General features: G+C 36.4%; 26 protein-coding genes and 1 pseudogene. 14 read left to right on the top strand and 13 right to left on the bottom strand.

Annotated features, from left to right (window positions below):
• Positions 1-208: 208 nt before the first annotated feature.
• From B1B04_RS04450 to B1B04_RS04430, 5 genes are all read right to left on the bottom strand, one after another.
• Positions 209-1459, bottom strand: coding sequence for an ABC transporter permease (locus B1B04_RS04450; RefSeq protein WP_240518190.1), 1251 nt, complete (start codon positions 1457-1459; stop codon positions 209-211).
• Entirely contained in the window at positions 1437-2342 is a 906-nt protein-coding gene (locus B1B04_RS04445; RefSeq protein WP_079560116.1) for an ABC transporter ATP-binding protein, read from the bottom strand. The genes B1B04_RS04450 and B1B04_RS04445 overlap by 23 nt, the downstream gene beginning before the upstream one ends.
• A gap of 12 nt (positions 2343-2354) precedes the next feature.
• The gene (locus B1B04_RS04440; RefSeq protein ID WP_079560115.1) at positions 2355-2885 is read right to left on the bottom strand and encodes a DUF2812 domain-containing protein; all 531 of its coding nucleotides are present in this window, start codon (positions 2883-2885) and stop codon (positions 2355-2357) included.
• 193 nt (positions 2886-3078) lie between these two features.
• Entirely contained in the window at positions 3079-3402 is a 324-nt protein-coding gene (locus B1B04_RS04435) for a PadR family transcriptional regulator (RefSeq protein ID WP_079560114.1), read from the bottom strand.
• Between the two features lie 454 nt (positions 3403-3856).
• Complete coding sequence (locus B1B04_RS04430; protein ID WP_094075066.1) at positions 3857-4426, bottom strand: TetR/AcrR family transcriptional regulator; 570 nt, start codon at positions 4424-4426, stop codon at positions 3857-3859.
• Positions 4427-4622: 196 nt separating this feature from the next.
• On the opposite strand from B1B04_RS04430, the gene B1B04_RS04425 reads away from it, so the two are divergent.
• Entirely contained in the window at positions 4623-5381 is a 759-nt protein-coding gene (locus B1B04_RS04425; protein WP_079560112.1) for an SDR family oxidoreductase, read from the top strand.
• 58 nt (positions 5382-5439) lie between these two features.
• On the opposite strand, the gene brnQ is transcribed toward B1B04_RS04425, so the two are convergent.
• Positions 5440-6789 carry a branched-chain amino acid transport system II carrier protein gene (gene brnQ / locus B1B04_RS04420; protein WP_079560111.1) on the bottom strand — a complete coding sequence of 450 codons (1350 nt, stop codon included), beginning with the start codon at positions 6787-6789 and terminating at the stop codon, positions 5440-5442.
• A 189-nt stretch (positions 6790-6978) separates the two neighbouring features.
• Positions 6979-7731: an alpha/beta hydrolase gene (locus B1B04_RS04415; RefSeq protein WP_079560110.1), complete on the bottom strand. Its 753-nt coding sequence runs from the start codon at positions 7729-7731 to the stop codon at positions 6979-6981.
• A gap of 284 nt (positions 7732-8015) precedes the next feature.
• Here B1B04_RS04415 and B1B04_RS04410 point away from each other — a divergent pair, with 284 nt between their 5' ends.
• The 3 genes and pseudogenes from B1B04_RS04410 to B1B04_RS04400 all read left to right on the top strand — a co-directional run.
• Entirely contained in the window at positions 8016-8897 is an 882-nt protein-coding gene (locus tag B1B04_RS04410; RefSeq protein ID WP_079560109.1) for a LysR family transcriptional regulator, read from the top strand.
• Positions 8898-9288: 391 nt separating this feature from the next.
• On the top strand, positions 9289-9585 hold the full coding sequence (locus B1B04_RS04405; RefSeq protein ID WP_079560108.1) for a hypothetical protein: 297 nt from the start codon (positions 9289-9291) through the stop codon (positions 9583-9585).
• Positions 9586-9979: 394 nt separating this feature from the next.
• A pseudogene (locus tag B1B04_RS04400) lies at positions 9980-10390 on the top strand (hypothetical protein); the annotation flags it as partial.
• Positions 10391-10557: 167 nt separating this feature from the next.
• Here B1B04_RS04400 and B1B04_RS04395 read toward each other — a convergent pair.
• Positions 10558-11358 (bottom strand): DUF1835 domain-containing protein, encoded by an 801-nt coding sequence (locus B1B04_RS04395; protein ID WP_079560107.1) that lies wholly within the window; start codon positions 11356-11358, stop codon positions 10558-10560.
• 14 nt (positions 11359-11372) lie between these two features.
• On the bottom strand, positions 11373-11996 hold the full coding sequence (locus B1B04_RS04390) for a LysE family translocator (RefSeq protein ID WP_094075065.1): 624 nt from the start codon (positions 11994-11996) through the stop codon (positions 11373-11375).
• Between the two features lie 290 nt (positions 11997-12286).
• On the opposite strand from B1B04_RS04390, the gene B1B04_RS04385 reads away from it, so the two are divergent.
• The 8 genes from B1B04_RS04385 (at position 12287) to B1B04_RS04350 (ending at position 19111) form a co-directional block, all read left to right on the top strand.
• The gene (locus tag B1B04_RS04385) at positions 12287-12670 is read left to right on the top strand and encodes a sodium:proton antiporter (protein WP_079560106.1); all 384 of its coding nucleotides are present in this window, start codon (positions 12287-12289) and stop codon (positions 12668-12670) included.
• Between the two features lie 503 nt (positions 12671-13173).
• Entirely contained in the window at positions 13174-14268 is a 1095-nt protein-coding gene (gene proB, locus B1B04_RS04380; RefSeq protein ID WP_079560105.1) for a glutamate 5-kinase, read from the top strand.
• A gap of 12 nt (positions 14269-14280) precedes the next feature.
• Positions 14281-15531, top strand: a complete 1251-nt coding sequence (locus B1B04_RS04375) for a glutamate-5-semialdehyde dehydrogenase (RefSeq protein WP_079560104.1) — start codon at positions 14281-14283, stop codon at positions 15529-15531.
• Positions 15532-15699: 168 nt separating this feature from the next.
• A complete protein-coding gene (locus B1B04_RS04370) occupies positions 15700-16614 on the top strand; it encodes a DMT family transporter (protein ID WP_079560103.1) in 915 nt (304 codons plus the stop codon).
• A gap of 284 nt (positions 16615-16898) precedes the next feature.
• Entirely contained in the window at positions 16899-17873 is a 975-nt protein-coding gene (locus tag B1B04_RS04365; RefSeq protein ID WP_079560102.1) for a carbohydrate kinase family protein, read from the top strand.
• 108 nt (positions 17874-17981) lie between these two features.
• On the top strand, positions 17982-18104 hold the full coding sequence (locus B1B04_RS26355) for a hypothetical protein (RefSeq protein WP_276207738.1): 123 nt from the start codon (positions 17982-17984) through the stop codon (positions 18102-18104).
• A gap of 178 nt (positions 18105-18282) precedes the next feature.
• Entirely contained in the window at positions 18283-18489 is a 207-nt protein-coding gene (locus tag B1B04_RS25895; RefSeq protein WP_079560101.1) for a hypothetical protein, read from the top strand.
• A gap of 166 nt (positions 18490-18655) precedes the next feature.
• Positions 18656-19111 carry a hypothetical protein gene (locus tag B1B04_RS04350; protein WP_079560100.1) on the top strand — a complete coding sequence of 152 codons (456 nt, stop codon included), beginning with the start codon at positions 18656-18658 and terminating at the stop codon, positions 19109-19111.
• Between the two features lie 208 nt (positions 19112-19319).
• Here the strand turns inward: B1B04_RS04350 and B1B04_RS04345 are convergent, their stop codons facing one another.
• The gene (locus tag B1B04_RS04345; protein ID WP_079560099.1) at positions 19320-19760 is read right to left on the bottom strand and encodes a GNAT family N-acetyltransferase; all 441 of its coding nucleotides are present in this window, start codon (positions 19758-19760) and stop codon (positions 19320-19322) included.
• Between the two features lie 202 nt (positions 19761-19962).
• Here B1B04_RS04345 and B1B04_RS04340 point away from each other — a divergent pair, with 202 nt between their 5' ends.
• On the top strand, positions 19963-20415 hold the full coding sequence (locus B1B04_RS04340; RefSeq protein ID WP_079560098.1) for a MarR family winged helix-turn-helix transcriptional regulator: 453 nt from the start codon (positions 19963-19965) through the stop codon (positions 20413-20415).
• Positions 20416-20628: 213 nt separating this feature from the next.
• Positions 20629-22266 carry a PucR family transcriptional regulator gene (locus tag B1B04_RS04335; RefSeq protein ID WP_079560097.1) on the top strand — a complete coding sequence of 546 codons (1638 nt, stop codon included), beginning with the start codon at positions 20629-20631 and terminating at the stop codon, positions 22264-22266.
• Here B1B04_RS04335 and B1B04_RS04330 read toward each other — a convergent pair.
• From B1B04_RS04330 to B1B04_RS04320, 3 genes are read right to left on the bottom strand one after another with little or no spacing between them, the layout of a single operon-like run.
• Positions 22255-23082, bottom strand: coding sequence for an ABC transporter permease (locus B1B04_RS04330; protein WP_079560096.1), 828 nt, complete (start codon positions 23080-23082; stop codon positions 22255-22257). The genes B1B04_RS04335 and B1B04_RS04330 overlap by 12 nt on opposite strands.
• Before the next feature lie 14 nt (positions 23083-23096).
• Positions 23097-24038: an ABC transporter permease gene (locus B1B04_RS04325; RefSeq protein ID WP_079560361.1), complete on the bottom strand. Its 942-nt coding sequence runs from the start codon at positions 24036-24038 to the stop codon at positions 23097-23099.
• 17 nt (positions 24039-24055) lie between these two features.
• Positions 24056-25603 carry an ABC transporter substrate-binding protein gene (locus tag B1B04_RS04320; RefSeq protein ID WP_079560095.1) on the bottom strand — a complete coding sequence of 516 codons (1548 nt, stop codon included), beginning with the start codon at positions 25601-25603 and terminating at the stop codon, positions 24056-24058.
• Between the last annotated feature and the right edge of the window lie 10 nt (positions 25604-25613).

Below are 25613 nucleotides of genomic sequence, written 5' to 3'. Positions count from 1 at the left end.
ATTCTTATGTGGCAAGGCTTTAAATAGGTGATTTTTTTAATAAAGTTTCAATCCTTGCTTGAGAAAATAAAACTTCGCTCTCTACTGTAAATTATAGCTTGTTTCATTCGGGAATTCGACTGAATCTACGAAATACTTTACATTGTTTTCTAGTATTTACATATTCGCACTAAAAAAGCAGCTACTTTTAATGTAGCTGCTTTCACCATCATGTTGTCACTTTTAGTACGGTCTTAATTTTTTGAATAACGCCACCTGTACTATAAGTTAGCACACTGCGTTTATAGAATGATATGCTGAATAAGTAAGCCACAATAATTGTTGCGATTAAAATACCTAACGATAAAAGTGGTACCGTAACGCCTATATCAGTAGCCCCGATACGCATCGGCATGATCATTCCAGACGTAAATGGAATATAAGAGAATACCTTGATGATAAGAGTATCCGGATTCCCCATTCCCGATAACATGACATAGAAACCAATTAATGTAATCATCATGGCTGGCATTAATACTTGACCTGCTTCTTCAACTTTAGACACTAAAGAACCGAATAATGCCCCAACAATTAAATAAAGAATAATTGTTAATAGTAAGAATAGCACAGCATATATGACATAACCAATCGATAATTCACTAACGATACTAGCTGCCATATCCCAAATAACACCGTTCTTCGCAAATTTCGCATAGATTAGGAAGACAACTATAATAATACCCATCTGTGTTAATGCAAGTAATAATACACCAGCAATTTTTGCTTTAAAATGAGTAGCTGGTTTAACGCTTACTAGTAGCATTTCCATTGCACGTGAACCTTTTTCAGTAGCAATTTCCGTTGTAATCATAGATAGGAATGTAGAAATAAAGAAATAAATTAAAATACCTACTGCATAAGATACAAATTGTCCTGATTGCTTTTCTTCTTCGCTTTTACCACCTGCAGACTCTGTATTTAAATTTTTATCAGTAATAATCGTTTTGGCATCCATAATTAGAGCTGCTTGGTCTGGTGTTAATGATAACTGTTGTACAGCATAATTTTGGCCAGCAAGTTGCAATATCGAATTTATCGCACCTTGATCATTTAATTTCAACGGAGTGAAAGTGGCAATTTCAGCATGTAGCTGTCCATTTTGATCTGTTATTTTAACGATTGCATCTAGCTTTTCGTCTTTGACCTTTTTCTCTAGCTCCGATATATTCGATTTATTTTGTATAAACTCCATATCGCTATTCGATACAAAGAGACCACTTAAATCAGCTGTTGTTTCATTGACGATTGCAATTTGTTGCGCTTGATCATCACCTGTAAAAAGCTCTTTAATATCTGACCAGAAAACTGCAACGGACATCCCAAGTATATAAATGACTGTCATTACAACAAAGGATTTTGATTTTATTTTTGATGTGTAAAGCTGTTTCATTAACAAATTAAACTTCGACAACGTTGCCACCTACCTTATCTTTAAAGATCTCATCTAACGATAAATAATCTAAGCTGAATTTTTCTATATATTTACCATTGGAAAGCTTCTCGAAAATACTTTGTGCATAGCTCTCATCCTCCAGAGTGAGCACAGTTTGCTCTTTCTCCACTCGAACATCTTTGACTCCTTCAAGTGCCAACAATTGAGTTGTCGACCACTCTGTACGTACTGCTAATCTAGTTTTTCCGTACTGTTTCTTTAAATCTAGTAAACTACCTGAAAATAGAGAGACTCCACGTTTTAATAGACAAAGATGATCGCATAGCTCCTCTACATTATCCATCTGGTGACTAGAGAACAAAATCGTTGTGCCCTGTTCTTTTAAATGTAATATTGCATCTTTCAGTAAATCTTTATTCACAGGATCCAGTCCACTGAATGGTTCGTCTAGTATTAAGAACTGTGGTTTATGAATAAAACTAGCAATCAGTTGTACTTTTTGTTGATTCCCTTTTGATAAAGTTTCAGCCTTATCTTTCCGTCTATCTTCGAGCTCAAATCGGCTAATCCAATAGTCAATCTCCTTCTTTAACTCCGACTTCTTCATGCCACGTAGCTCGCCAAAAAAGTAAAGTTGATCTTCCACCTTCATCGTCGGAAAAATGCCTCGTTCCTCCGGTAAATAGCCAAGTACATCACGGTTAATGGCATTAACGGGTTTGCCATCCCATGTAATCGTACCAGCCGTTGTCTCCTGTAAATCTAAAATCATTCGGAACGTCGTTGTTTTACCAGCTCCGTTTTGTCCAATCAGCCCAAAAATCTCCCCTTTTTCAATTTTAAAGTTTAGATTATCGACTGCTGTGAAATCTTTGTATTTCTTTGTGACACGCTCTAATTGTAATGTCATCTTTTTTCCTCCTTACCCTTCAAATATATGTAATTCGCGTTGTAGTCCTATTTTACGTCTCTCAACTTTATAAATCTGTATACACATGATCATTACGACTACAAAATTTAACAACGAAATTCCCGTGTTTAAAAAACTTTCTGTTGATTCACCAAGTCCAATATTAAGATTGATAAATCCAAATAATAGATTAAGAAATGTAATTGATATAAAAAGACGGCTTATTGATTTTAAATACTGTATTTTCGAAGAACTATCTGAAAATAATTCAAATGGACCTTTTGATTTCTGTTTGCGGTAATAAGCCCATCCTCCAAACTTTGAAATAAACTCAATATCCATCGTCTCTAAAAATTCAAAGTAATCTTGATTTTTATTTTTGACTAGTTCATTGCGATAAATATATTGTCCAGGTTCTCCTTTTTCAAAAATAAAGTAACCCAACATTGTACGCTTTAGATGCCAACCTTGTTCCGCCATATTATTAACCCATGCTTCCTCTTGTTCATAATCAAGAAAAAAACGATACACTCTTTTTTTCATAAAATTCCACCTCCCATCTAAATCTTATAAAATCGATGTGAACTCCTGGTTAAATATGTAACTTTAAATGCATTCTTCTTTTTAATTATCATATTTTTCCAATTTCCCAGAAAATAATTTTGAATATCCATCTTTTGCTTACCATATTGTTAACCCATATTTCAATTTGATAAGGGTTGACGACCAATCGATATTATCCATTTGTTCCATCATCCTTTGTTATACGGATGCCATTGTCAAAAAGTTCCCTTAATCTCAAAATTTCGTATTCAATTACTTTTTTTCCACTATCAGTAATGATGTATTCCTTTTTTCGCCCGTCACCACCTAGCGCTTCAATCCATCCTCGTTCGAGTAATGTTTTGATTGCTCCATAAATCGTACCCGCTCCAAGTCGAACCCGACCATTACTCATTTCCTCTACCAGTTGCATGATGCCGTAACCATGCCTGGCATCAAATAACGCTAATAAAATATAATAAACGCCCTCTGTTAAAGGCGGATGCTCTTGCGTCATACGACCCCCCCTTTTATATCGCCTAACAATATATCGTCAGCCGATACATTTAGAATATATCAGCTGACGATATAGTTGTCAATGCTATTTTTTCCATAAAAAGTTATTAACAAATTTAGTGTAGTACTATTAGGTTGTTTTGATTCACTTCGAGTGATTTTCCTGGATACCCGAATATCTAAGCAGTTATTGATTGCTGTAACATTGGCCATTTCTACTATCGTCATAGCTTTAAAAAGATCAAAAGTAAAAAGCAAAAGTGAGCAATTTTCCCCCGCTACTGTTCAATAATATTGTTAAAAAAGCGATGTACTAATTTTGAGTTAGTACATCGCTGATATTGTTGAACTACAATATGTTAATCATTTAGTGTCCTATTAAATTATAGTGTGCTTTTCGGCAGAACGAGGGAAACGCCTACTTTGTTCCACGCTTCTAACCGACTCTTAATTCATCACTTTTCACCAATCCGCAAAATAGCAGCAAGTTGTTTATTTAAGGTACTTACACTGTCCTCAAAATCTTGGCGATACCATTGAATGATTAGGCCTATGATTGCATTTGCTTGATACGCACTATAATATTCAATGGATATCTCATCATGTATTTCTTTATGGATTGTGATATCCCTTTTTAGCAGAGAGAAAATTCCATCAAATAACATGTAATAGTAGGTCAAAGGCACATTTTTAGAAAAAACAATGCGATAGAACATTTTAAAGCGCTCAATATGATGAAAAATACGAATAGTATTTGGATCTATTTGGTTTTTATCCATTGTTGTTACTGCGCGGTACGGTTCCTCATATGAATTATTCAAATCCTCCATAATTTCCTGAAAGTATTCCTCAAATAGCCCTTCCTTTTGCTCATAGTGCAAATAAAAGGTACCTCTATTCACCTTTGCCACCCGACAAATTTCTGCGATTGTTATATTTTCTAAAGGCTTCTCACTTAATAACGTTAGTAAAGCATTGTGTAATGCTTGCTTCGTTTTGATAACTCTTAAATCGTTAGCACTCAAATTTTTTCTCCTTATTGAACAGATTTTTTTATATGTGTTGATTACTGAACAGTTCTGAGCTTTTTGCATATTGAAATCGCTTACAAAACTATTATATTATTTTAATGAACACATGTTCAATATCTAACATTATATATCCAAGAAATCACCTGAACAAACTCTGGTGAAAGAACATACATTATAGGAGGTTTTTGTGATGAGATTAGAAGGTAAAGTAGCAATCGTAACAGGTGCCGCGTCAGGTATGGGTAAAGCAATTGCAGAAGGTTATGCAAAAGAGGGAGCAAAAGTCCTAGTTTCTGATTTAAATATAGAAGGTGCACAAGCTGTTGTTGAAGGTATCAAAGCAGCAGGTGGCTCTGCATTCGCCATTCAAACAAATGTTGCATCAACAGAAGATTTACAACGCTTATTTGATGAAACAAAAAATGCTTTTGGCACATTAGATATTTTAGTGAATAATGCTGGTATTATGGATGGAATGGAGCCAATTGGTGAAGTTTCTGATGAACGTTGGGATAAAGTATTCGCAGTAAATACAACTGCTGTTATGCGTTCAATGCGTATGGCGACAGAGATTTTCCTTGCTCAAGGACATGGTGTATTTGTCAATAATATTTCGGCTGGCGGTCTCTATGGTGCTCGTGCTGGAGCTGCTTACACTGCTTCTAAGCATGCCGTTGTTGGGCTTACAAAAAACACAGCATTTATGTATGCAGATAAAAATATTCGCTGCAATGGTATCGCTCCAGGTGCAGTTATTACAAACATTGCTTCTTCCATGACAAACGTGAGCCAAACAGGTGCAGCACGCCAATCACTAGGTATGGCCATTAACCCACGAGCTGGACAACCTGAGGAAATCGCTCAGCTTGCTATTTTCCTAGGCTCAGATGAATCAAGCTTTGTCAACGGACAAATAATCGCTGTTGATGGTGGCTGGACAGCTTACTAAGATTCAACATAAGAGAAAGCACGCACATGTAAAATTCATTGTGCGTGCTTTCTATCATTTAAAATTCATTTTTTTGCTTTCTTGTTGGGAATAAGCATCCAATAAATGCCCCAATTAACGCTGGTAATATCCAGCCTAATCCTATGTCGTAAAATGGTAAAAGGTTCGAATAAGCTTTCTCAATTGCATCAAAAATACTTAGCTTCGCTGACGGAATGCTAACTACTAATGCTTTATAGCCATCCATGACACTAATAAAAATTGTGAAAATCATAGTAACCGCATATACCGGTTGCTTATTTTTAAATAGTGATGAGCATAATGCGAGTACAATTAAGACAATTGCTATCGGATATAGGAACATCAACACTGGAATGGCAAACTTAATAATATTCGTTAATCCGAAGTTGGCAATTGTAAATGACATAACGCACAAGATGAATACAAACCATTTGTAGCTAATTTTCGGAAATACCTCATGGAAAAACTCACTACAAGATGTGATTAAACCAATACTTGTCTTTAAACAAGCAAGGACAATAATCACTGCTAATAAAATAGCCCCGAATGATCCGAAATAATGATCTGCCACTGCGGCAAATATTAAACCACCGTTGTCAAATGTACCAACAGCTCCAATACTTGATGCCCCCATATACGTAATTAAACCGTATATTAACATCATTAATGCCATGGCAAAAATACCGGATTTCCACGTTGCTTTAGCAATTTCTTTTCTGTCTGTTATTCCTGCGCTTTTAATTGCATTAATGACAACAATACCAAAGGCTAATGAAGCTAATGCATCCATTGTGTTATAGCCTTCTTTAAAGCCTGTCATAAATGCTGAATCAATATAATCTCCCATTGGCGGTTGGAAATGCCCCATCGGTTTTACAATACTAATAATAATTAAAATAAATAACACAATTAGAAATGCTGGTGTTAAATATTTTCCGATATAATCCATAATTTTCGCTGGATTCAATGAGAAATAATAAACGATGGCAAAAAATACAAAGCTAAATAAAGCGAGTAAAAGTGTTGTATGTTCAGCTTGTATATATGGTTCAAAGCCAACTACAAAAGGAACTGTCGCTGTACGAGGAATCGCAAAGAAAGGACCGATCGTTAAATAGAGTGCTAATGAAAAGATGACACCGAATAATGGGTGAACACGGCTCGCTAAGTCACGTAAACCGTTACTACCTGATAAACCAATAGCTAAAATACCTAGAAACGGTAAACCGATAGCTGTTACTAAAAATCCAATTAGGCCAAACCAAAAATTGGTCCCCGCTAATTGTCCAAGCTGAATTGGAAAAATAAGATTCCCCGCTCCAAAATACAGTCCGAAAAGCATCGTACCGATGACTGCATATGTTGAAAAAGGTATTTTCTGTTGCATTTTGATGAACTCCTTAGATGTATTTAACTATTGCGAACAATTTAAATGAAGAGATTTATCACTATAATTCCACTATATTAACATAGCATTTATTTGTAAAACAATAGTTGTTTTTTCTTTTTAAAAAATAAATTGTACAGTTCCTAGCTGTAAATAGACAAAACTAAAAGAGCTGTCTGCTGACAGCCCTTAGTTTGCTACTGACCACTCTATATGATCTAAAAACTTATATACGTCCTCATACACTTTTTCGCGCTCTTTATCTAAAGTAATAATATGACCAGAATTTTCATACCAAATAATCTCTTTATCGTCAGTTTCCACGGTATTTAAAATGAATGGTGCACTTTCTTGATAAAGTTCATCATCTAATGAACCTTGTAATACTAATGTAGGTGCTTTGATTGTAGATAAATCATCACGTGTTTCGGTCGTTAAACGTGTCACACCATCTAATGAATCCTTAGGTGTAATACGTAATTCATGTAATTCTGAAATAATTTGATCTTTTGATTTATTTTCAAAATGTTTATATAAACGAGCGTAATGATATAAACGTGTAAATAAGCCTTTTGAGTTATCGCGTGTGATTGGTGCACACATGGCAACACATGCTTTCACAGGAAATGTTTCTGCTACTTTTAACGAAAATACGCCGCCAAGCGAAATTCCTACTACCGCGATTTCTTCATAGCCTTTACTTTTTAGGAAGTTATAACCTTCCACAACATCATTCCACCAGTCTTCTGGTTTTGTTTCAAGTAATGCTTCTGGTTCTACACCATGCCCACTATAAATCGGTGCATGAACCGTATAACCACGTTTTGATAAAAATTCTCCTAGCTTTTTCACATCTTTTGTGCTACCTGTGAATCCATGCAGTAATAGTACGGCTTTTTTGCCTCCCTCAATTGTTAGAGGTTGTGGCTTAGAAAAATTCATTTTATAATATCCCCTTCACGGAAATTTGTAATTGTGTAATTTATGTGTCTATCTTAACACCCTTTATTCATAATGTACAATTTATAGTTTTTATCATATTAATGTGTTTCATGCATTAATGATGTGAGGTTAACGGCTGTTCTATCACACTTTCAGCTACTTTCATTTCTCATTTCTCTTTTTAAGTACTCCATCTTTTTTAAATTTTTTTGGCGCCTATACTTCCTACTCTTTTACCGTTATAATGCAGTTAACTCAAAAATAACGAGAATAGAGGTGAAAAAATGGAGTGGCAGCAATTGGAGTATTTCGTAACGGTAGCTAAACTTGAGCATATGACTCGTGCAGCTGAAGCATTAGCGATTTCTCAGCCAGCATTAAGTCGCTCTATTTCAAAGCTTGAAGAGGAATTAGGAGTACCCTTGTTCGACCGTCAAGGACGCTCGATTATGCTCAACCGATATGGCGAGCTTTTTTTGTATCGTGTCCAACGCATGCGTAAGGAGTACGAAAAAGCAGTTATTGAATTACAGGAGCTGAATAACCCAGAGCTAGGAGATGTATCACTCGGATTTTTACATACTCTAGGGACTAGCATTGTACCCGACTTGATCCGTTCCTTCCGTCAGAACCATCCGCATATTCGCTTTCACTTTACACAAAATTACTCACACTCCCAGTTGAAGCAATTACTTGCGGGAGAGTTAGATCTTTGCTTACTCGCAGCGATTGACACAGAGCCACCTGTTTGTTGGAAAGAGCTATGGCGAGACGAGCTTTTTATTATGGTGCCGATTGACCATCCCCTCGCGAACCGTAAAAGCATCAAAATGAAGGAACTTGAACATGAAAATTTTGTTCTGTTGAAAAAGGGTTACGCATTACGTCGCACAGCTGATAAATTATTAAATGCTGCAGGTATCAAGCCGAAAATTACGTTTGAAGGTGATGAAGTATCTACAGTTGCTGGTTTTGTAAGTGCTGGGCTTGGCGTGTCGTTGCTACCTGTTGATGAAGACTTGAATCCAAATAAATTGGCGAAAATTCGTGTTGAGGATATGGTTTGTGAACGGACCATAGGTATGGCTTGGATTGAAAATCGATACCTTCCACCATCAGCACGACAATTTCAGCAATTTGTATTCGATTTTTACGATGAGAAGTAATCTTTCATTCATATAGAATGGGTAAAGCATTAAAGTGAGTAACGACCATTATCTTAGGGTGACAACCTTCAAACGTATGTAAATAAATAGACCAAACATATTTTATATATAAAATATGTTTGGTCTATTTTTATGATTCTGTTCGTAACGATTGTTGTTTTGTCTTGTCTTACTCAACTAATAGGGCAGTTTAGTTGAAGAGTGTTGTTTAACTTATTGTTCAACAATCGGGCCAGATTGTTGAATAACAACTTTTTACGAAAGATTACCAAACGACGCTTTGGTAATTTTCTGAAGGTTTGAGGGAATCAGAAGGCTAAAATGTTTATAATTAGTCCGCTTGTTTTTTGTTATAATATCTAAATGACTTTTAAATGAAATGTGGTATTACATGAAGAAATATCTTGAAAAGTATGCTATGGGTATGATTATTGCTACAATTCTTCTTTTTATAGAAGAAGGACCAGATTTACAATTACATTTACCCATATGGAAACAACTAATCGTATCCTTCATCATTCTACCTTCTATGTGGTATTTGTTAGAACGGACGAATGATAACCATAGCGATATTGATACACCTTATTTTACATGGCAAAAGTTTAGATTACTTTTAAGTCTATTATTGGGCATAATAGCTACTTTCATTGTTGCTGATATGCTAGGGTATATTCAATATGTTAAATAGCTAAACCTAGTAATTATGTATGTAAAAAATGTACGATATTATTAATTCAATATACAAATAACGTTCCCAAATGAAAGTTTGGAAATACAACAAAAAGCCACGAATGTAACGGGGTGCAAGAGTTAGACAAGGTGTTGCTGCGGCAGCATCTTTTTTCTTGTTGAGATAACGAGGCAGTTTAGTTGAAGAAGGAACTTTCCATTCATTAAAGAATTTTTTCTTGCTACCGATAATGATGCGTTATGTAAACCTGACATGTATGGAATATACATCCAATATTTATGACAAATCACTTCTTTCAAATGATAGGAATTTTATATATCTATTATTTATAATTTACGTTGTGGTACAATATGTTAATTAATTACAATAATTTCCAAAATGAGGATATATAATGAAAGCAACGAAACTCGTATCATTAGCAATACCTATTCTATTATTAGTAGGTTGTGCGGTAGAAAATAAAGAGTCTACTCCTAAGACTGAGCAGTTAAGCAAATCAACAATGAAAACAGTAATATCAGAGAAACAGTATCCCTATTATATTTGTGAACAATTAGTAGAGTTTCAATACATGAAGGATTTATTCATAGTAAACTCGATGAAAGCTATGGAAGACAAAGAAAAAGAAAAAGATATTTTAAAAACAGCAAACAAGATGGATAAGATTTTAGACAATATGGAGTATATAAAAGTTCCTGATAAATACAAAGACATTCACAAAGACATACAAGTAGGGGTAACAGATGCAAGAAAAGCAACAAAGCTTATTAAAGACGCTAGTAAAGAGGATAACCAGCCTCTATAATAGACTAATTATCCTCTACTCCTATATCCTTATATAACAATTGTTACTCGCTTTTCTTTATATTCAATTGTGGAAAAGTTAGTCCTTTAGATGAATTTCCAAGTTTCTTGAACTACAAAAAACCACCTTCTTTAAATGAAAGGTGGTTACTGGAAGCAGTTTTATTATTTTTCCCCTACATATTTTACTTGATACGAATACATATCTGTTGTATCTCCATCAACCTCAAAAAGTCCCTGCTTTGCAAGTGTCATTAGTCGTTTTTCCACAAACTCTTCACCTAAATACTCATCAATTGAACCAATTGCTTCACCGATGATACGCATCGGTTTAAGCCATTCCTCATTTAGTTCTGCATGAGCTCTTTCTGCACATTCTATAATAATAGGATCCAATGCATCTTCCGCTACATGGACAATTCCATCTTGCCAAACTCGCAATGTACTAGGGTTTTGTTTTAGCGCCTCCCATTCATTAGCAAATTGTTGACACTCATCAATAGAAAAACGCTTTGCCTCCGAACGTAGTTTCATAAGCAAGTCTGGTGAGATCTCACCTGTTTGACGAATCATCATATTTGGTTGTACACGTTTCAGGCCATCTGTGGCATCAATCCCATATACCATACTACATTTATTGATCAACTTGCTCATGACATAACGTAACCCAATCTCTTCATGAGTACTTTGGCTGTACCATACCCAGACATCAACATCGCACGGTAAACCTGCAATTTTTTTCTTCCATTCTTTATAAAGATCCTCGTTCAATTCACGTTCTTCACTGTCCCTAAAGATATTGGCTCTTAACCAGCTTTTTCGTTCTTCTGAGCTGCTTAGCGGACCAATCGAGAAAATCTCATTGACACTAAGCACTGACTCCTCTCTTTGTAAATGATGTTGTCGTATTGCATGTTTAATTGAGCCTTGCGTAGATAAGCTAAACGTTATATGTAAAATTGCCATAAAAATCCCCCATTTTACTGTTTACTTAGCGCTATTTGTATTCCAATAAAAGTGAAAAGTACACCTTGAATCATATTTAATCGTTTAGCAATTGCAGGCTTCCCAATAATTACTTTTCTTACTTTACCGGCAAAAATACTAAATAATGAAAACAGAATAAGCGCTTGTACTAAAAATACAATACCCAAAACTAGCATCTGTAAACCTACATGGCCATTAGAAGGATTTACAAACTGTGGCAATAGTGCTAAGAAAAATAAAGAAACTTTTGGATTTAAAATATTCATTAAAATACCTTTCCGATATAAAGTCACATAGGCTTGTACATTTTGCTGTTCCATTGTGAACGGATCACCTTTCGCACGAAACGACTGCCATGCTAAATACAATAAATACGCCGCTCCTGCAAACTTAACAATAGAAAAAATAACTGTTGATTGATAAATAATAGCCGAGATACCGAGAACCGCCGCTCCTATATGAACGAGCAAACCTGTACATAAGCCAAGTGATGTTGCTATACCAGCCTTTTTATCCTGTGCAATGCTTTGTGCAAGAACAAATAAATTATCTGGACCTGGCATTATAGTTAAAATAATTGCCGCCCCTAAAAACGCCATTAAGGTTGAAAATGCCAAAACTATCCCTTCTTTCTATTACTTTTCACAAAAATATTCATCATAAGCGAGATTAATTTTTATTCCGACTAACTCTACTTTTAGTAGAAAAATTACTTTCCAAAAAATAATAACCATAAAATGTATTTCTTAACATTATACTATATACCAATATACTTTTTCTGAATTTTTACAAAAAATCCCCTAACCAATTCTGCTCGTTTCAGCAATACTTTTCTACCTTAATCCATTATAATAAATATTATCATAACTTAAAAGTCGGATTATTTGGGAGAAAGAGGTGTTTGTTGATGGCAGTAAGCGATATTGTAAAGCAATATGAAGACGAGCAAGGAAATGTCTATTATAAAATGAAAACACATGACATCAGGGTACAGGCTACGCAAACTTCAGGGTTAGCGCCAGTTATTACTTATTGGATGGGTGAAAAAGAGATTACAGACGATATTCGAAGTTTACGCTTTAGCCCTCGCCCTCCCTCAAGTTATATTCAAGATTACGATGAATTTCAAACTATGCTTTATGCAAAAGAGCAACGTTCCATCAACGAACTATATGAACAAATGAGTATTAAACCGAAAAATATGTCTTCAGGAAAACAAATAGTATGGAGTTCTTTCGTGATTGTTTTAGCGATGCTCCCACTATTAATCGCAATCTGGTGGTTCAAATAAACAAGGTTATGTTGCTCCTACACGGTACTCTCGATTGTTCAGTAATACCTACTTTTTTATTCAAAACTTTCTATTAACATTCCTAATCAGCTTGACAGACATGCTAAAGTAGTGCATTCTGTATAGAAATCGGACACCAACCAAAATAATTGATGAAGGTCCATTCAACAAAGATATTGAATTATACAATATAAGCGAGCGAAGATTAGTACCTAGAAACTGCTTGATCAGAGAGCGATGCCCATCGGCTGTAAGGCATTGTACAAGAAAGACTAAAGAACCTACTTCGTAAATCGTCCTAGCTAACTAGGCGCAGTCTCAAGCGTTATGAGCAAAGTGGAATGTCAATGATGTTCAATCTAGGTGGTACCACGGAAAGTAAACCTTTTCGTCCTAATTTTTTAGGATGAAAAGGTTTTTTTATTTTTAAATTTAGCGAAATCTTAGTAGCTGCTAAAGTTTAAATCATAGTACAAGTGTAATGGCGAATTGGAGGTATTGCTATGGAAAGAAAAAGAATTGTCGTCAAAATTGGGAGTAGCTCCTTAACAAATGCAAAAGGTGAAATTGATAAAATACGTTTAATGGACCATGTCCAAGCGATCGCTGAATTAAAAAAATACGGTCATGAAGTATTGCTTGTTTCATCAGGTGCAGTAGCAGCGGGCTTTAAACAGCTAGGCTACCCTTCTCGTCCCGTCACATTAAAAGGTAAGCAGGCTGCCGCGGCAGTTGGGCAAAGTTTACTGATTCAAACCTACAATGCTTTATTTAGCATTTATGATATTGTGCCTGCTCAAATTTTACTTACACGCACTGATTTTTCAAAAAAAGAGCGTTATAAAAATGCCTGTGCCACATTTGAGGAATTATTAGAACGCTCCATTTTACCTATCATTAACGAAAACGATTCGGTATCTGTCAGCGAATTAACCTTTGGAGATAACGACATGTTATCAGCACTTGTAAGTGGTCTTATACATGCCGATCAGCTCATTATCTTAACAGATATCAATGGCCTGTATAATGCCAATCCATCTAAAAATCCTGATGCACAACGTATTGATCGTTTAACAGAGGTATCTGATGAGATGCTTGGCTTTGCAGATGGTTCAGGGTCTAAGGTCGGTACAGGTGGTATGGAATCCAAATTACTAGCAGCTCGAGCAGCTTTAAATGCAGGTGTCAAGGTGTTTATCGGAACTGGTCACGGTGCTAATAAACTTGTCGATATAGTAGAAGGACGTGGTGATGGTACGTATGTTGAGCATGACGCGCTTGCTGTTTTAACGAATAATAAACAGTGGATTGCACTAACGGAAGTATCTGGTAAAATCTTTATAGATAGCGGTGCAGAACATGCATTATTGGCAAATGGTAAAAGCTTGTTGCCTGCTGGTGTATATCGTGTCGAAGGCGACTTCGCAAATGGCGACGTTGTCGAAGTCTATAGTGACAAGGGACTGCTTGGCCGTGGTGAGGTCTTATATTCTTCCCTAGAGTTAGCCCATGCGATGGGAAAACGTACAGACGAGTTAGCGAACTATCCCATTGAGGTCATTCACCGAGATAAATGGCTAAAAATTCAAACAAATTAAGGAGGAATTCACATGACAAGTGAAGTTCAACAAAAAGGAAAGCTGGCTAAGGCTGCAAGCTATATTTTAAATATTAAAACAACTTGCGAGAAAAATGAGGCTCTCACAAAAATTGCTGAGCAATTACTAATCGACCAAGATATGATCATTGCTGAAAATGCAAAGGATTTAGCAAATGGCGAGACACAAGGAATGCCCGCTTCTACCCTCGATCGCATCATGCTAAACAAAGAACGAGTAGAGGCAATGTCAAGTGCTATCCACTTACTAGTTGAATTAAATGATCCAGTAGGTAGTCTCTTAGAGCGAATAGAAAAAGATAATGGATTACTAATTGAAAAGCGCCTAGTACCAATTGGCGTTATCGGGATGATTTACGAAGCACGCCCTAATGTAACAGTAGATGCTGCAACATTATCATTAAAAACAGGCAATGCAGTCATTTTACGCGGTAGCTCTTCTGCTAAATTTTCGAATGTAGCGCTAGTGGCAAGTATTCATCGTGCACTTAGCAAAACGTCTATCCCTGCGGACACTGTGCAATTAATCGAGGATACAAATCGCGAAACTGTCAAAGAATTATTCCATTTAAAAGAATACTTAGATGTTTTAATTCCTCGTGGCGGAAAGGCACTTATTGATTTAGTAGTAAATGAAGCCACTGTACCAGTACTAGAAACAGGTGCTGGCAACTGTCATATTTATGTAGACCAAACGGCCGATTACTTAAAAACAGAAAAGATTTGCATCAATGCAAAAACTCAGCGCCCTTCTGTTTGTAATGCCGCAGAAAGCTTACTTATTCATCCTGAATGGTTTCATGAGCACGGCAAACAGCTACTAAGTGCTATACATCAAGCTGGTGTGACAATTATCGGCGATGATACTGTCTGTCAAGCTCTTGATTTCGCGCAACTAGCAACTGTAGAAGACTATGCAACTGAATATTTAGATTTAAAAATTAGTGTTAAAATTGTGGAAAACGTTTATGAAGCAATTGAGCACATTAATAAATACGGCACTAACCACTCTGAAGCCATCATGACAGAGGATCAGTTATCAGCAGATACTTTCTTACATAGCGTAGATGCTGCCGCTGTTTATCACAATGCCTCCACTCGCTTCACAGACGGCTTTGAATTTGGCTACGGTGCAGAAATCGGCATTAGTACGCAAAAATTACATGCTCGAGGGCCAATGGGGTTACCTGCGTTAACATCTACAAAGTATTTCATTCACGGTAACGGCCAAATCCGAGAATAATTGTAGAACAATGAAGCCGACAGTTGACGTACGTACACTGTCGGCTTTCTTCGCTTATTTTATGAAGCTTTAAGATTGAAAGATTTGTAGAAGGGGCGGGGCGAAATAAACGTTAAGTCTCCCCTACTTTCTCAAGCGTCAAAAATTTTAATAGAAAGAAGGTTTTATATGAACATTTCAGCGATTATCAAACTAACTGTTTCAATGGCCCTTTTTGGCTCTATTGGATTTTTCACCGTTCATACGGGCGTACCTGCAATCGAGCTAGTATTTATTAGATGTATTTGCGCCACCCTCTTCCTTGGCGGTATGTGGCTTATCACTGGTGGGCATAAGAAGGAAAAATGGGATAAAAAAGAAATATTACGTACACTTCTATGCGGTGTCTTTATTGTCTTAAACTGGGTATTTTTATTTAAAGCCTTTGAAGAGATGTCGATTTCCATTGCGATTTCTATTTATAATTTAGCACCAATATTCGTATTAATTTTTGGCGCATTGTTTTTAAAAGAAAAAATGACTATTCAAGCTTTACTAGCAACACTAACTTGTTTTATCGGCAGTATGTTTATTATTGGTTTAAATAATTTTATGTCCCTCTCTGAATTTATGAAATCAGGCTTTATATGGGCATTACTGTCTGCATTGTTTTACGCATTTACGATGTTAACAAGTAAAACGATCACAAAGCTTAGCTCCTACGCATTAACATATATCCAAACAACGGTCGGAATTATCATACTATTGCCATTTGTTAATTTTTCATTATTTGAAAGCTTAACGACTACAAACTGGCTATATATTTTAGGAACAGGTTTTATTCATACAGGATTTGTTTACTATTTATTTTTTGATAGTATTCGTAGCCTCTCTACCATACTAGTTTCAGTATTAGTATTTGTTGACCCTGTTGTGGCAATATTGCTTGATATGCTGTTACTTGATTTTATGCCGAGCTTTATGCAAACAGCTGGTATTGTATTAATTTTTGGCGGTATTTTCTACACTATTTACGTACCAAAGAAAAAGCGAATGCCTCGTAGCGAAAGCGAAGCGTCAGCTACGGAACCCCCCTACCTTTAAAGGTGAATGTGGTGTGGTTCGGATATCTAAACAACTGCTGAAATAAGGAATTCAGTCTAAGTATGTGAGGGCAAGATGACGGAACGATCGTGCTGAGCGACGGATTCAAATACAACAGACAGAAACGACTGGCTTAACGACGGATACAATGCGCATAGCGACGGAAGGGGCCAGCTGAGGGACAGATAGAAAAGGCAAAACGACGGAAAGTCACGCCTTATGGCAATTTTTTCTGTGCGACAGCACCAATTACCAGGCGAAATTGATATAAAGGAGGTTTTTCCATGAGTAAACTTTATGCAATTGGTGAATTATTAATTGATTTTACACCTACTGAACAAAATGCCTCCCTTGCTGCAGTTGAGCAATTTACTAAAAATGCTGGTGGAGCCCCTGCCAATGTTGCAGCTGTTTGTGCAAAGCTTGAGCAACAAGCAGCCCTCATTACACAAGTAGGTCAGGATGCTTTTGGAGATTTTCTAGTAGAAACATTAAAAAATGCCGATGTCGATACGAACTATATTGTTCAAACTATTGAGGGTGAAACAAGTCTAGCCTTTGTTTCACTGACAAGTGATGGAGCCCGAGATTTCTTATTTTATCGCCGCCACGCAGCAGATTTACAATACAACAAAGAGCAACTGCCACCTAATCTTTTAACAGATAAAGATATTCTTCATTTTTGTTCAGTAAATTTAGTGGAAAGCCCAATGAAACATGCACATGTGGCCCTGATAGAACAGGCTCATCAGGCAGGGAGTCTTGTTTCTTTTGATCCAAATGTTCGCTTGCCACTTTGGAATGATGTGAAGGCATGTCGTCAAACGATTTTAGAGTTTTTACCAAAGGCCCATATCGTTAAATTGTCCGAGGAGGAGCTTTTATTTTTAACAGAGATTGAGGATGAAGAAACAGCCGTCCATTCATTATTTCAAGGGAAAGTAAAAGTACTTATCATTACTCGTGGAGCAGAAGGTGCAAGTCTTAATACGAAAAATCTTCATATTAAAGTACCCGCTGACAAGGTTCATGCGATTGATACAACTGGAGCGGGTGATGCCTTCATCGGTGCATTGTTAGCCATTCTCCTTAGCAAGCAGATTACAGCAAACAATCTAATCGATTATTGTCAGCAGCATACTACCTCCCTCCTTACATTCGCGAATAGCTATGCAGGCGCTTCGACAGAAAAATATGGGGCCATTGCATCTTACCTTACTAAACAAGAATTGCTATTTAAAGACAATCAGTTCCTTTGAAAATTTCGAAACTTATGAAGAGGAACTCCGATGAAATCTATTACAAAAAAAACGAACAAAAGCATTTCTAATTGATTTGGTAATTTCACAGCTGAAGTTTTGAAACGGATGGTATATCGTGACTCAATTAGCTCATTCGATTACTTGAAAAATCCAGAATCGTTCGAACAACAAAACGGACAACTTCGTCCTCACGATAGCTTCTCAGGTACTGTTGTAAAAGAAATCTAGCAAAATAAGGCTGCTCGAAATATACTTTGGGCAGCTTGTTTTAATATAAGGAGCGGATATATTTGAATTTGGATTATGTTGTGAAGATTTTACTTGAAAGTCTAAAAGATGATCAATATATTGAAGCTGTATTTTTAAGAGGATCTATGAGGAGCATGATGAATTTTCAGATATCGATATGTATTGCGTTGTGAAGGAAGAAAATATTGAAGCATTTTTATCCAATCGCAAGAAGCATATTGAAACTTATATGAAAACATTATTCGTTGATGACATTTACATTTTTGCCCCCCAGCTACTAGCCGTATATGAAGATATGATTCATATCGATTTATTTACCTTATCACCCTCTGAAATAAGTGATAAAGATGCCCATCAATTATGACTCGGCATAATTGCGTCCGGAATCGGATTTGTGCTTGCACAAAGAACTCCTTACCGATTCTGTGATATCCGCCGGAGGCTTTAACTTCTTTCAGTAAATGTTTGGACACTCGCTGAAAGTAACTTAACGCCGCATTCTTCTTACAACCTATAGAAGTAGGAGACTTTTGCTGAAAGCAGTTAAAATATTATTTGATCCGAATAGAATCCTTACAGCTAAACAGAAAAAAACAACTTTGTCATTAACGCCTCTTGAATTTCAAGATGCAATAGATGATACTGTTTGGTATTTGTATCAATATTATTGGAGTGCTAAACGTGAAAATGAGATTTGGTGCGTTCATTTACTGCGGAATAGTTTAGAACATTTCGCTAAAGTACTCCTGCATAAATATTGCCCTGAACGAGCTGTACTTGGACTTAAAGCGCTAGATAAATCTTTACCCACTGACCCATTAAATGAGATAGTCCATATCATGAATTGTATGAGCCTTGAGACACATGAGGTCGCCGTTAAGAAATTAGTGAACGCCTTTAATAATGAATCAGATTGGATATTTGCAAATGCGCCGAATAAAGAAAAAATTAAGCCATTATGGGAAAAAATAAGAGAGCTATTGTAATCAATTATGCCTCGACATAATTGCGTCCGGAATCTGTGTTATGCTTAGGCCTGCGATGTTTTTTGTGCGAAAGCGCAGTGCTAACGTGGCGTTCTCAGACTGAGTTCCTCTATTTCAGCGGGTGTTTGGAAACCCGCTGAAAGAAGTTAAAACAAAATAGCAAACTAATAAAACCTAGTTTGCTATTTTATAATAAATAATGAATACTCTACGCCTTATGAAATTGTTTTTTCATTAAAATATGCGGGATGCCACAATCCATAAATTCTTCACCTTCACGTTTATAGCCTAATTTTTCATAAAAGCCTTCTGCATAAGATTGCGCGTTTAATTTTGATTTTGCTAAACCTTTTTCAAGTGCTATTTCCTCTAAACGTTGGATAATTACTTTACCTAAACCAAATTTGCGGAATTCTATTAATATACATATACGCTCTAGTTTGCCATAGCCATCAACAACTCGTAGTCTGCCAGTACCAACAGGTTGATCGTTATAGTACACAAGAATATGATCACATGCTGCATCTAGCGTGTCGAACTCATCAAATTCTTCTTCCTCTGGCACCTTTTGCTCCTCAATAAAAACTTTTTGACGAATCGCAAACGCTGTTTGTAAATCTTTTTCATCTGTAATTTTTTTTGTGTTCATTTTTATTCCTCCTGATTATTACTTGAATTTGGTGACCACTGGTAGAATTGTCAACTGCGCCGTTATACACCACTACGCTTCAGACTGTAAGTTTGGAAAAGAGAACCACCTGTAGATATGAAGTGAAATTTCCCTTCATGGATGATAATATATAGTATAGAGTATTTTTTATTGCAAATACAATATATTTCGGAGGCAATCAATGAAGGAAATTTTACGAGATATTGGTGCGATTGCACGGGCACTTGATTCCATTAGTAATATTGAGTTTAAAGAACTCGATCTAACAAAGGGACAGTATTTGTATGTCACTCGCATCTGTGAAAACCCTGGTATTATTCAAGAAAAGGTTGCTGAACTATTGAAGGTAGATCGCACAACGGCCTCCCGAGCGATTCAAAAGTTGGAGACTAAAGGTTTTGTAGAAAAGCGTAGTGAAGTAGGTAACAAGAAAAACAAGCAACTTTTCCCAACAGAAAAAAGTATAAAGATTTATCCATTTTTAAAGCGAGAAGGAGACTATTCGAATGCTAGAGCATTAGATGGTTTTTCTCCTGAAGAAATGGACAGTGTTCAAGACTTTTTAGTTCGTATTCGTCAAAACATTGAAACCGATTGGGAATACGTAAAAAAAGGACATAAACGAAATTATTAAAGGCGACTCCTTGTGCTTTTCGAGCATTTGGAATCGCCTTTCTTCGGGAAGAATACCTATTTCAATACAGTTGACCATATCAAAATTGCAAACCTTTTTATGGTCTTTTCCTTCTCTCAGTCCGGTAACCCTCTAACTTTTATTCTAGTTAATGTTGAAATTTTCTGATTAATCTAACATAATTATTGTACATCGAAGGGTAGGTGCTTATTTATGTCGAAACATCCTCTACTTGTACGTGATGTATTAAAGCGAAAGCATTTTGAATCTGCCAAGTTAATCGCTGGACAACAAGGACTAAATCGACAAGTACTATGGACACATATATTAGAAATTAAAAATTTTGATACTTTAATAAATGGCGGAGAGCTCATTTTAACAACTGGGGTAGGTTTACAGTTAGAGCGTGAAACACAAATCGCTTATTTGCAAAATCTTATTCGCAACGGTGCTGCAGCTCTTTGTATTGAGATTGGTGATTATTTTGATTATGTTCCTGTAGAACTGGTTGCTATGGCTAATGCTCATGATTTTCCTATCATCATTTTTGAAGAGGTTGTAAGATTTATCGATATTACACAGGATCTACATACTTACATTATTAATCAGCATCAGCAAGCATTAACACAGCTTGATGCGATTTCAAAGACTTTTATGGAATTGTCGTTAATGCCCAATGGAATTTTTAAAATTTTACAGGTGCTTTATCAAGATACAGATGCATTATTTTTATTTGTCTCCGAAGATACAAAAAGCTTTTATTATCCAATAGAAGCCAAAAAGTATTTACAACTTTTGGAGGACCACTGTCAGCAATTAGAATTACAAGAACCCCTTCAACTTCTATCCATTGACAACGATCATTTCGTCATCATTCCGGTCAATGGACTTGGACAAGTATGGGGTTATTTATGTATGCATTCTGTACTGCCGAAGCCAAGCGACTATACATTGTTAAACCTTGAACGTGCAACGATGTCTATTGCTCAAATCTTAATGCGCAATCGAATGCTACAGGAACGCAAGCAAAGCCGAGAGGATGAATTTATCCTCTCCTTAATACAAGGTCAGCCTATTGATTTTCAATATTATCAAAGCTTTTTGCCAATGGAAAGTCGCAACTTATTTTATCGTGTCATCGTATTTACTATTCTTGATTATGCCGATACTTTTACAGAGGAAGACTGGCAAGAAATCCAGCTGCAAAATGTCATGTTTGTTCGTTCCATCCTAAAAAAACTTGGCTTCTTCCCTACCGTTTCGGTTCGACAGCATGAAATAATTATCCTTGCGTTTTATATTGCAGCAGATGATATGGAAAAAAATCGTGACCCATTTAATCAAGCTATAAAGCAGATTATTGCCCGAAAAACGCCACACCTTTTCGAGCAAATAACCCTTACCTTTGGCATTAGTAATGTTTATCAATCCATTAATAGTGTACATCAAGGCTATAAGGAAGCAAAAACAACTATTCAAATGCAACATAATGAACTTGCTTCTTCTATTTACTTCAAGGATTTAGGTGTATACAGATTGTTATTACATCAGGATCATGTCGCACTTTTGCAATATGTTAAAGATTATTTACAAGAAATACTGTTAATTGATCAAAAAAACGGTAATGATCTTTATCAAACGCTCTGTGTATATTTAGCATGCAATGGTGCCAAAAATGATACAGCTGAACAATTATTTATTGTCCGCCAAACACTCTATAAACGCATTGAACGACTAGAAAATATTTTTGGTGCTGACTTTTTACAAGCCCCTCATCGTCTCAATATAGAAATAGCGGTGAAGGCCTATGATTTATTGAAAAAAACAGCCCCGGATATTTTACGCTTTTGAACGCGGATCCATAAAATCGCGCAACGCATTGCTAAGCATATACAAACCTAATACAAGTACTGTAATAGCTCCGCCTGGCGCATAAGTGTACCATGGGGCTCCCACTAAATAGGCTTGTGAATCTTTTAACATTCGTCCCCAACTAGGGTTTGGTGGCTGCACACCAAGCCCTAAATAACTAAGTGCCGCCTCCGCAAGCATCGCAGTCGCAAAGGTCACAGTGGCAGCGACGATAATTTGCGATGAAATATTAGGTAATATATGACGAAACATAATGCTATAAGGTTTTACACCAATTAACTTTGCTGCTAAAACATATTCAGTGTCACGATGTTGGACGAAACCACCACGTGTAATTCTAGCAATGGCCGGTATGGCAATAATGCCTAATGCAATAGCCGTATTAACAATTCCCGGCCCAAATACCGCTACGAGCATTAAAGCTAGTATAATTCCCGGAAAGGCCATTAATGCATCCATCATGCGCATAAAAATTTCATCGATCCAGCCACCTACATACCCCGCTATACCACCAATTAAAATACCAAAAATTGTTCCGATAAATACCGTCAGTAAACCGACTGCAAATGCCGTTTGTGTTCCTTTCATAATACGGCTAAAAATATCACGACCAAATTCATCCGTTCCAAATAGATAATCACTACTTGGGCTACGTAATTTTTGGGGTATATTCATCGAGTTCACATCATGAGGTGTATAAAAAAAGCTGATTATCATGATGATTAGAAAACCGACAATGACTAGTAGACCAATGATTAAATTAATATTTTTCATGTATCTTTGTATATGTTTCATCGTATCCACCTCGCTCATCGTAATCGGATTCTAGGATCTAACACTGAATATAAAATATCGACCATAAAATTAATCATGACCACCGCAACAGTAATATACATAACGATTCCCTGTACTAATGGAAAATCACGATTACTAATAGCTGTAATGAGAAGTTGACCAACGCCGGGCAGTGAAAATACTTGCTCCACAATAATCGTTCCAGCAACAACTTCAGCCATAATCAATCCAAATACCGTTAATATTGGAATCATCGAATTTTTTAAGACATGCTTATACATAACATTTTGCTCAGACATCCCTTTACTACGAATCGTACGCACATAATCGAGCTGAACTTGCTCTAAAATTGACGTACGAACATAGCGGAAATTGACCGCAATTTGTGGAATAGCAATTGTTAACGCCGGGAGAACGAGTGTACTTAACGCTCCTGCTACACTTTGCGTCCACGGAATATAGCCACTTATTTTAAAGAAGCTAAACTGCAGTCCAACATATAAAATGAGAATCATTCCTAGCCAGAAAGAAGGAATGGCCATTCCAACTTGCGTCACTGTAGACAACGACATATCACTAAACTTATTTTGTCTTCTCGCCGCAAACATCCCCAACGGTAAGGAAATGAGTAACACAATTACGAGGGTGAGCCCAGCTAATGACATCGTTACAGGTAGTCTATCAAACAGTAAGTCTTTTACGGGCATTGAAAAACGAATAGAATTTCCTAATTCTCCTGTTAATAATCCCTTCACCCAATCTGTATATTGCTCATAAAGGGGGCGATTCAAGCCAAGCTCTGATCGCAAATTTTCAATTTGTGTGGGATCCGCTTCAGTACCTAACATCGTCTGAACCGGATCACCAGGTAAAATTTGAAAAACACCAAATGTAATTATCGACACTAGAAGGATAGTAGTTATTAACAGGATGAACCGACGTATTATATACATCAACAAGCACTCATCCCTTTCTAGTTAGAAATTTTCACCTCAGACATATCGTGGAACCAGAATGGGTAGTTCTTTAATCCAGTAACTTGCTTCTTAGAGCCCCAAACAATTTGATAATCTGCGATATATACCGCTGCTGCCTGCTCAGCTAAAATTTCCTGTGCACGATGATAATAGTCAATTTGCTTCGCCTGATCTCTTTCCTTTAAAACGTCTACCATAATTTTATCGTATTCATCATTTTTAAATTTGAAGAAGTTTTCACTATCATTAGTTGAAATGTAATCATTTATAATTTCATAAGCAGAAGCACGACCCGTTAAATCGATTGTTGTCATTTGATAGTCGCGACCAAAGTAAACTCGGTCTAGCCAAATTCCCCATTCTACAACCTCAATTTCTATATCAATGCCAATTTCCTTTAAATTATCCGCAACGATTTGCGCGATATTTGAATAAATATCATTATGCGAAGATACTGTAATTTTCGTTTTAAAGCCTTTAGGATAGCCCGCTTCTGTTAATAATGCTTTAGCTTTTTCCACATCACGCTTATACATATCTTCTAAGCCTTTCTTCTGATAGTCCCCCATCGCTGGACTCATGTTTGAACCAAGTGGTACAGCATAACCTGCAAACACTGAGTCAATAATATCGGACTTACTAATCGCGTAGTTAATTGCCTGACGGACCTTTACATTATCAAAAGGTGCTTTCGTTTCATTAAATGTAACGATTAATGATGAGTTATTATTTTGATGAGATAAGTTATAATTACCTTCTACTTCACTTACACGTTGCCACGGAACACTCGTTAAATCGACTTCATTGGCCATTAAACTCATAATCGCTGCTTGATCATCCGATTGGAAGGTAAACGTCACTTTATTCAAGTATGGTAACCCTTCCTTCCAGTAGTTTTCATTTTTCTTCAGTTCTAAATTTGTACCCGGTGAGTATTTTACATATGCAAATGGTCCAGTACCTATTGGGTTTTCATTATGCTTTCCATCATTGCTTTTTGGTAAGATAGCTGATTGACGTGCTGTTAATGAATATAAGAAGTTGGAGTTTGGCTCCTTTAGCTTAATCACAAATGTATTGGCATCTGGTGCTTCCGTTGACGCAACATTATCAAAGCTATTTGACATCTTTTCGCCGCCGTTTTTCCCCATTAAACGATCAAATGAATACTGAATATCCTCAACAGTTAAATCCCCACCATTATGGAATTTCACACTCGGACGAATTTTAAATGTATAAGTTAAACCATCCTCAGATACTTGATAGCTCTCGGCTAGACCTTCTTTTAAAGTACCATCTGTTTCTGGTGCCATCAGTCCTTCAAAAATATTAAGAATCATTTGGTACGATATAGACGCTGTTGCTTTATGTGGATCTAAAAAATCTGGGTCGTCATTTATACGTACTACGATTTCTTGTGGTAAATCCGCTACTGTCTTTCCACTAGTACTTGCATCCTTTTTATCATCACTTGAACAGGCACTCATTAGTAAAACGACTATCATTGTCAATAACAGCAACGACCAATTGTTCTTTAGTCTCATGTCATTTCCC

Origin of the sequence: Lysinibacillus sp. KCTC 33748 (assembly GCF_002237755.1) — a bacterium.
Lineage (GTDB): Bacteria > Bacillota > Bacilli > Bacillales_A > Planococcaceae > Lysinibacillus.
The sequence above is the reverse complement of the archived record's forward strand: the minus strand, read 5'-3'. Positions and strand labels throughout refer to the sequence as shown.

Excerpts from the sequence above, each read along its gene's own strand:
- B1B04_RS04445 (WP_079560116.1), bottom strand. The coding sequence starts at position 2,342 with ATGACATTACAATTAGAGCGTGTCACAAAGAAATACAAAGATTTCACA.
- B1B04_RS04440 (WP_079560115.1), bottom strand. The coding sequence starts at position 2,885 with ATGAAAAAAAGAGTGTATCGTTTTTTTCTTGATTATGAACAAGAGGAA.
- B1B04_RS04435 (WP_079560114.1), bottom strand. The coding sequence starts at position 3,402 with ATGACGCAAGAGCATCCGCCTTTAACAGAGGGCGTTTATTATATTTTA.
- B1B04_RS04425 (WP_079560112.1), top strand. The coding sequence starts at position 4,623 with ATGAGATTAGAAGGTAAAGTAGCAATCGTAACAGGTGCCGCGTCAGGT.
- brnQ (WP_079560111.1), bottom strand. The coding sequence starts at position 6,789 with ATGCAACAGAAAATACCTTTTTCAACATATGCAGTCATCGGTACGATG.
- B1B04_RS04415 (WP_079560110.1), bottom strand. The coding sequence starts at position 7,731 with ATGAATTTTTCTAAGCCACAACCTCTAACAATTGAGGGAGGCAAAAAA.
- B1B04_RS04410 (WP_079560109.1), top strand. The coding sequence starts at position 8,016 with ATGGAGTGGCAGCAATTGGAGTATTTCGTAACGGTAGCTAAACTTGAG.
- B1B04_RS04405 (WP_079560108.1), top strand. The coding sequence starts at position 9,289 with ATGAAGAAATATCTTGAAAAGTATGCTATGGGTATGATTATTGCTACA.
- B1B04_RS04395 (WP_079560107.1), bottom strand. The coding sequence starts at position 11,358 with ATGGCAATTTTACATATAACGTTTAGCTTATCTACGCAAGGCTCAATT.
- B1B04_RS04385 (WP_079560106.1), top strand. The coding sequence starts at position 12,287 with ATGGCAGTAAGCGATATTGTAAAGCAATATGAAGACGAGCAAGGAAAT.
- proB (WP_079560105.1), top strand. The coding sequence starts at position 13,174 with ATGGAAAGAAAAAGAATTGTCGTCAAAATTGGGAGTAGCTCCTTAACA.
- B1B04_RS04375 (WP_079560104.1), top strand. The coding sequence starts at position 14,281 with ATGACAAGTGAAGTTCAACAAAAAGGAAAGCTGGCTAAGGCTGCAAGC.
- B1B04_RS04370 (WP_079560103.1), top strand. The coding sequence starts at position 15,700 with ATGAACATTTCAGCGATTATCAAACTAACTGTTTCAATGGCCCTTTTT.
- B1B04_RS04365 (WP_079560102.1), top strand. The coding sequence starts at position 16,899 with ATGAGTAAACTTTATGCAATTGGTGAATTATTAATTGATTTTACACCT.
- B1B04_RS26355 (WP_276207738.1), top strand. The coding sequence starts at position 17,982 with ATGGTATATCGTGACTCAATTAGCTCATTCGATTACTTGAAAAATCCA.
- B1B04_RS25895 (WP_079560101.1), top strand. The coding sequence starts at position 18,283 with ATGTATTGCGTTGTGAAGGAAGAAAATATTGAAGCATTTTTATCCAAT.
- B1B04_RS04345 (WP_079560099.1), bottom strand. The coding sequence starts at position 19,760 with ATGAACACAAAAAAAATTACAGATGAAAAAGATTTACAAACAGCGTTT.
- B1B04_RS04340 (WP_079560098.1), top strand. The coding sequence starts at position 19,963 with ATGAAGGAAATTTTACGAGATATTGGTGCGATTGCACGGGCACTTGAT.
- B1B04_RS04335 (WP_079560097.1), top strand. The coding sequence starts at position 20,629 with ATGTCGAAACATCCTCTACTTGTACGTGATGTATTAAAGCGAAAGCAT.
- B1B04_RS04330 (WP_079560096.1), bottom strand. The coding sequence starts at position 23,082 with ATGAAACATATACAAAGATACATGAAAAATATTAATTTAATCATTGGT.
- B1B04_RS04320 (WP_079560095.1), bottom strand. The coding sequence starts at position 25,603 with ATGAGACTAAAGAACAATTGGTCGTTGCTGTTATTGACAATGATAGTC.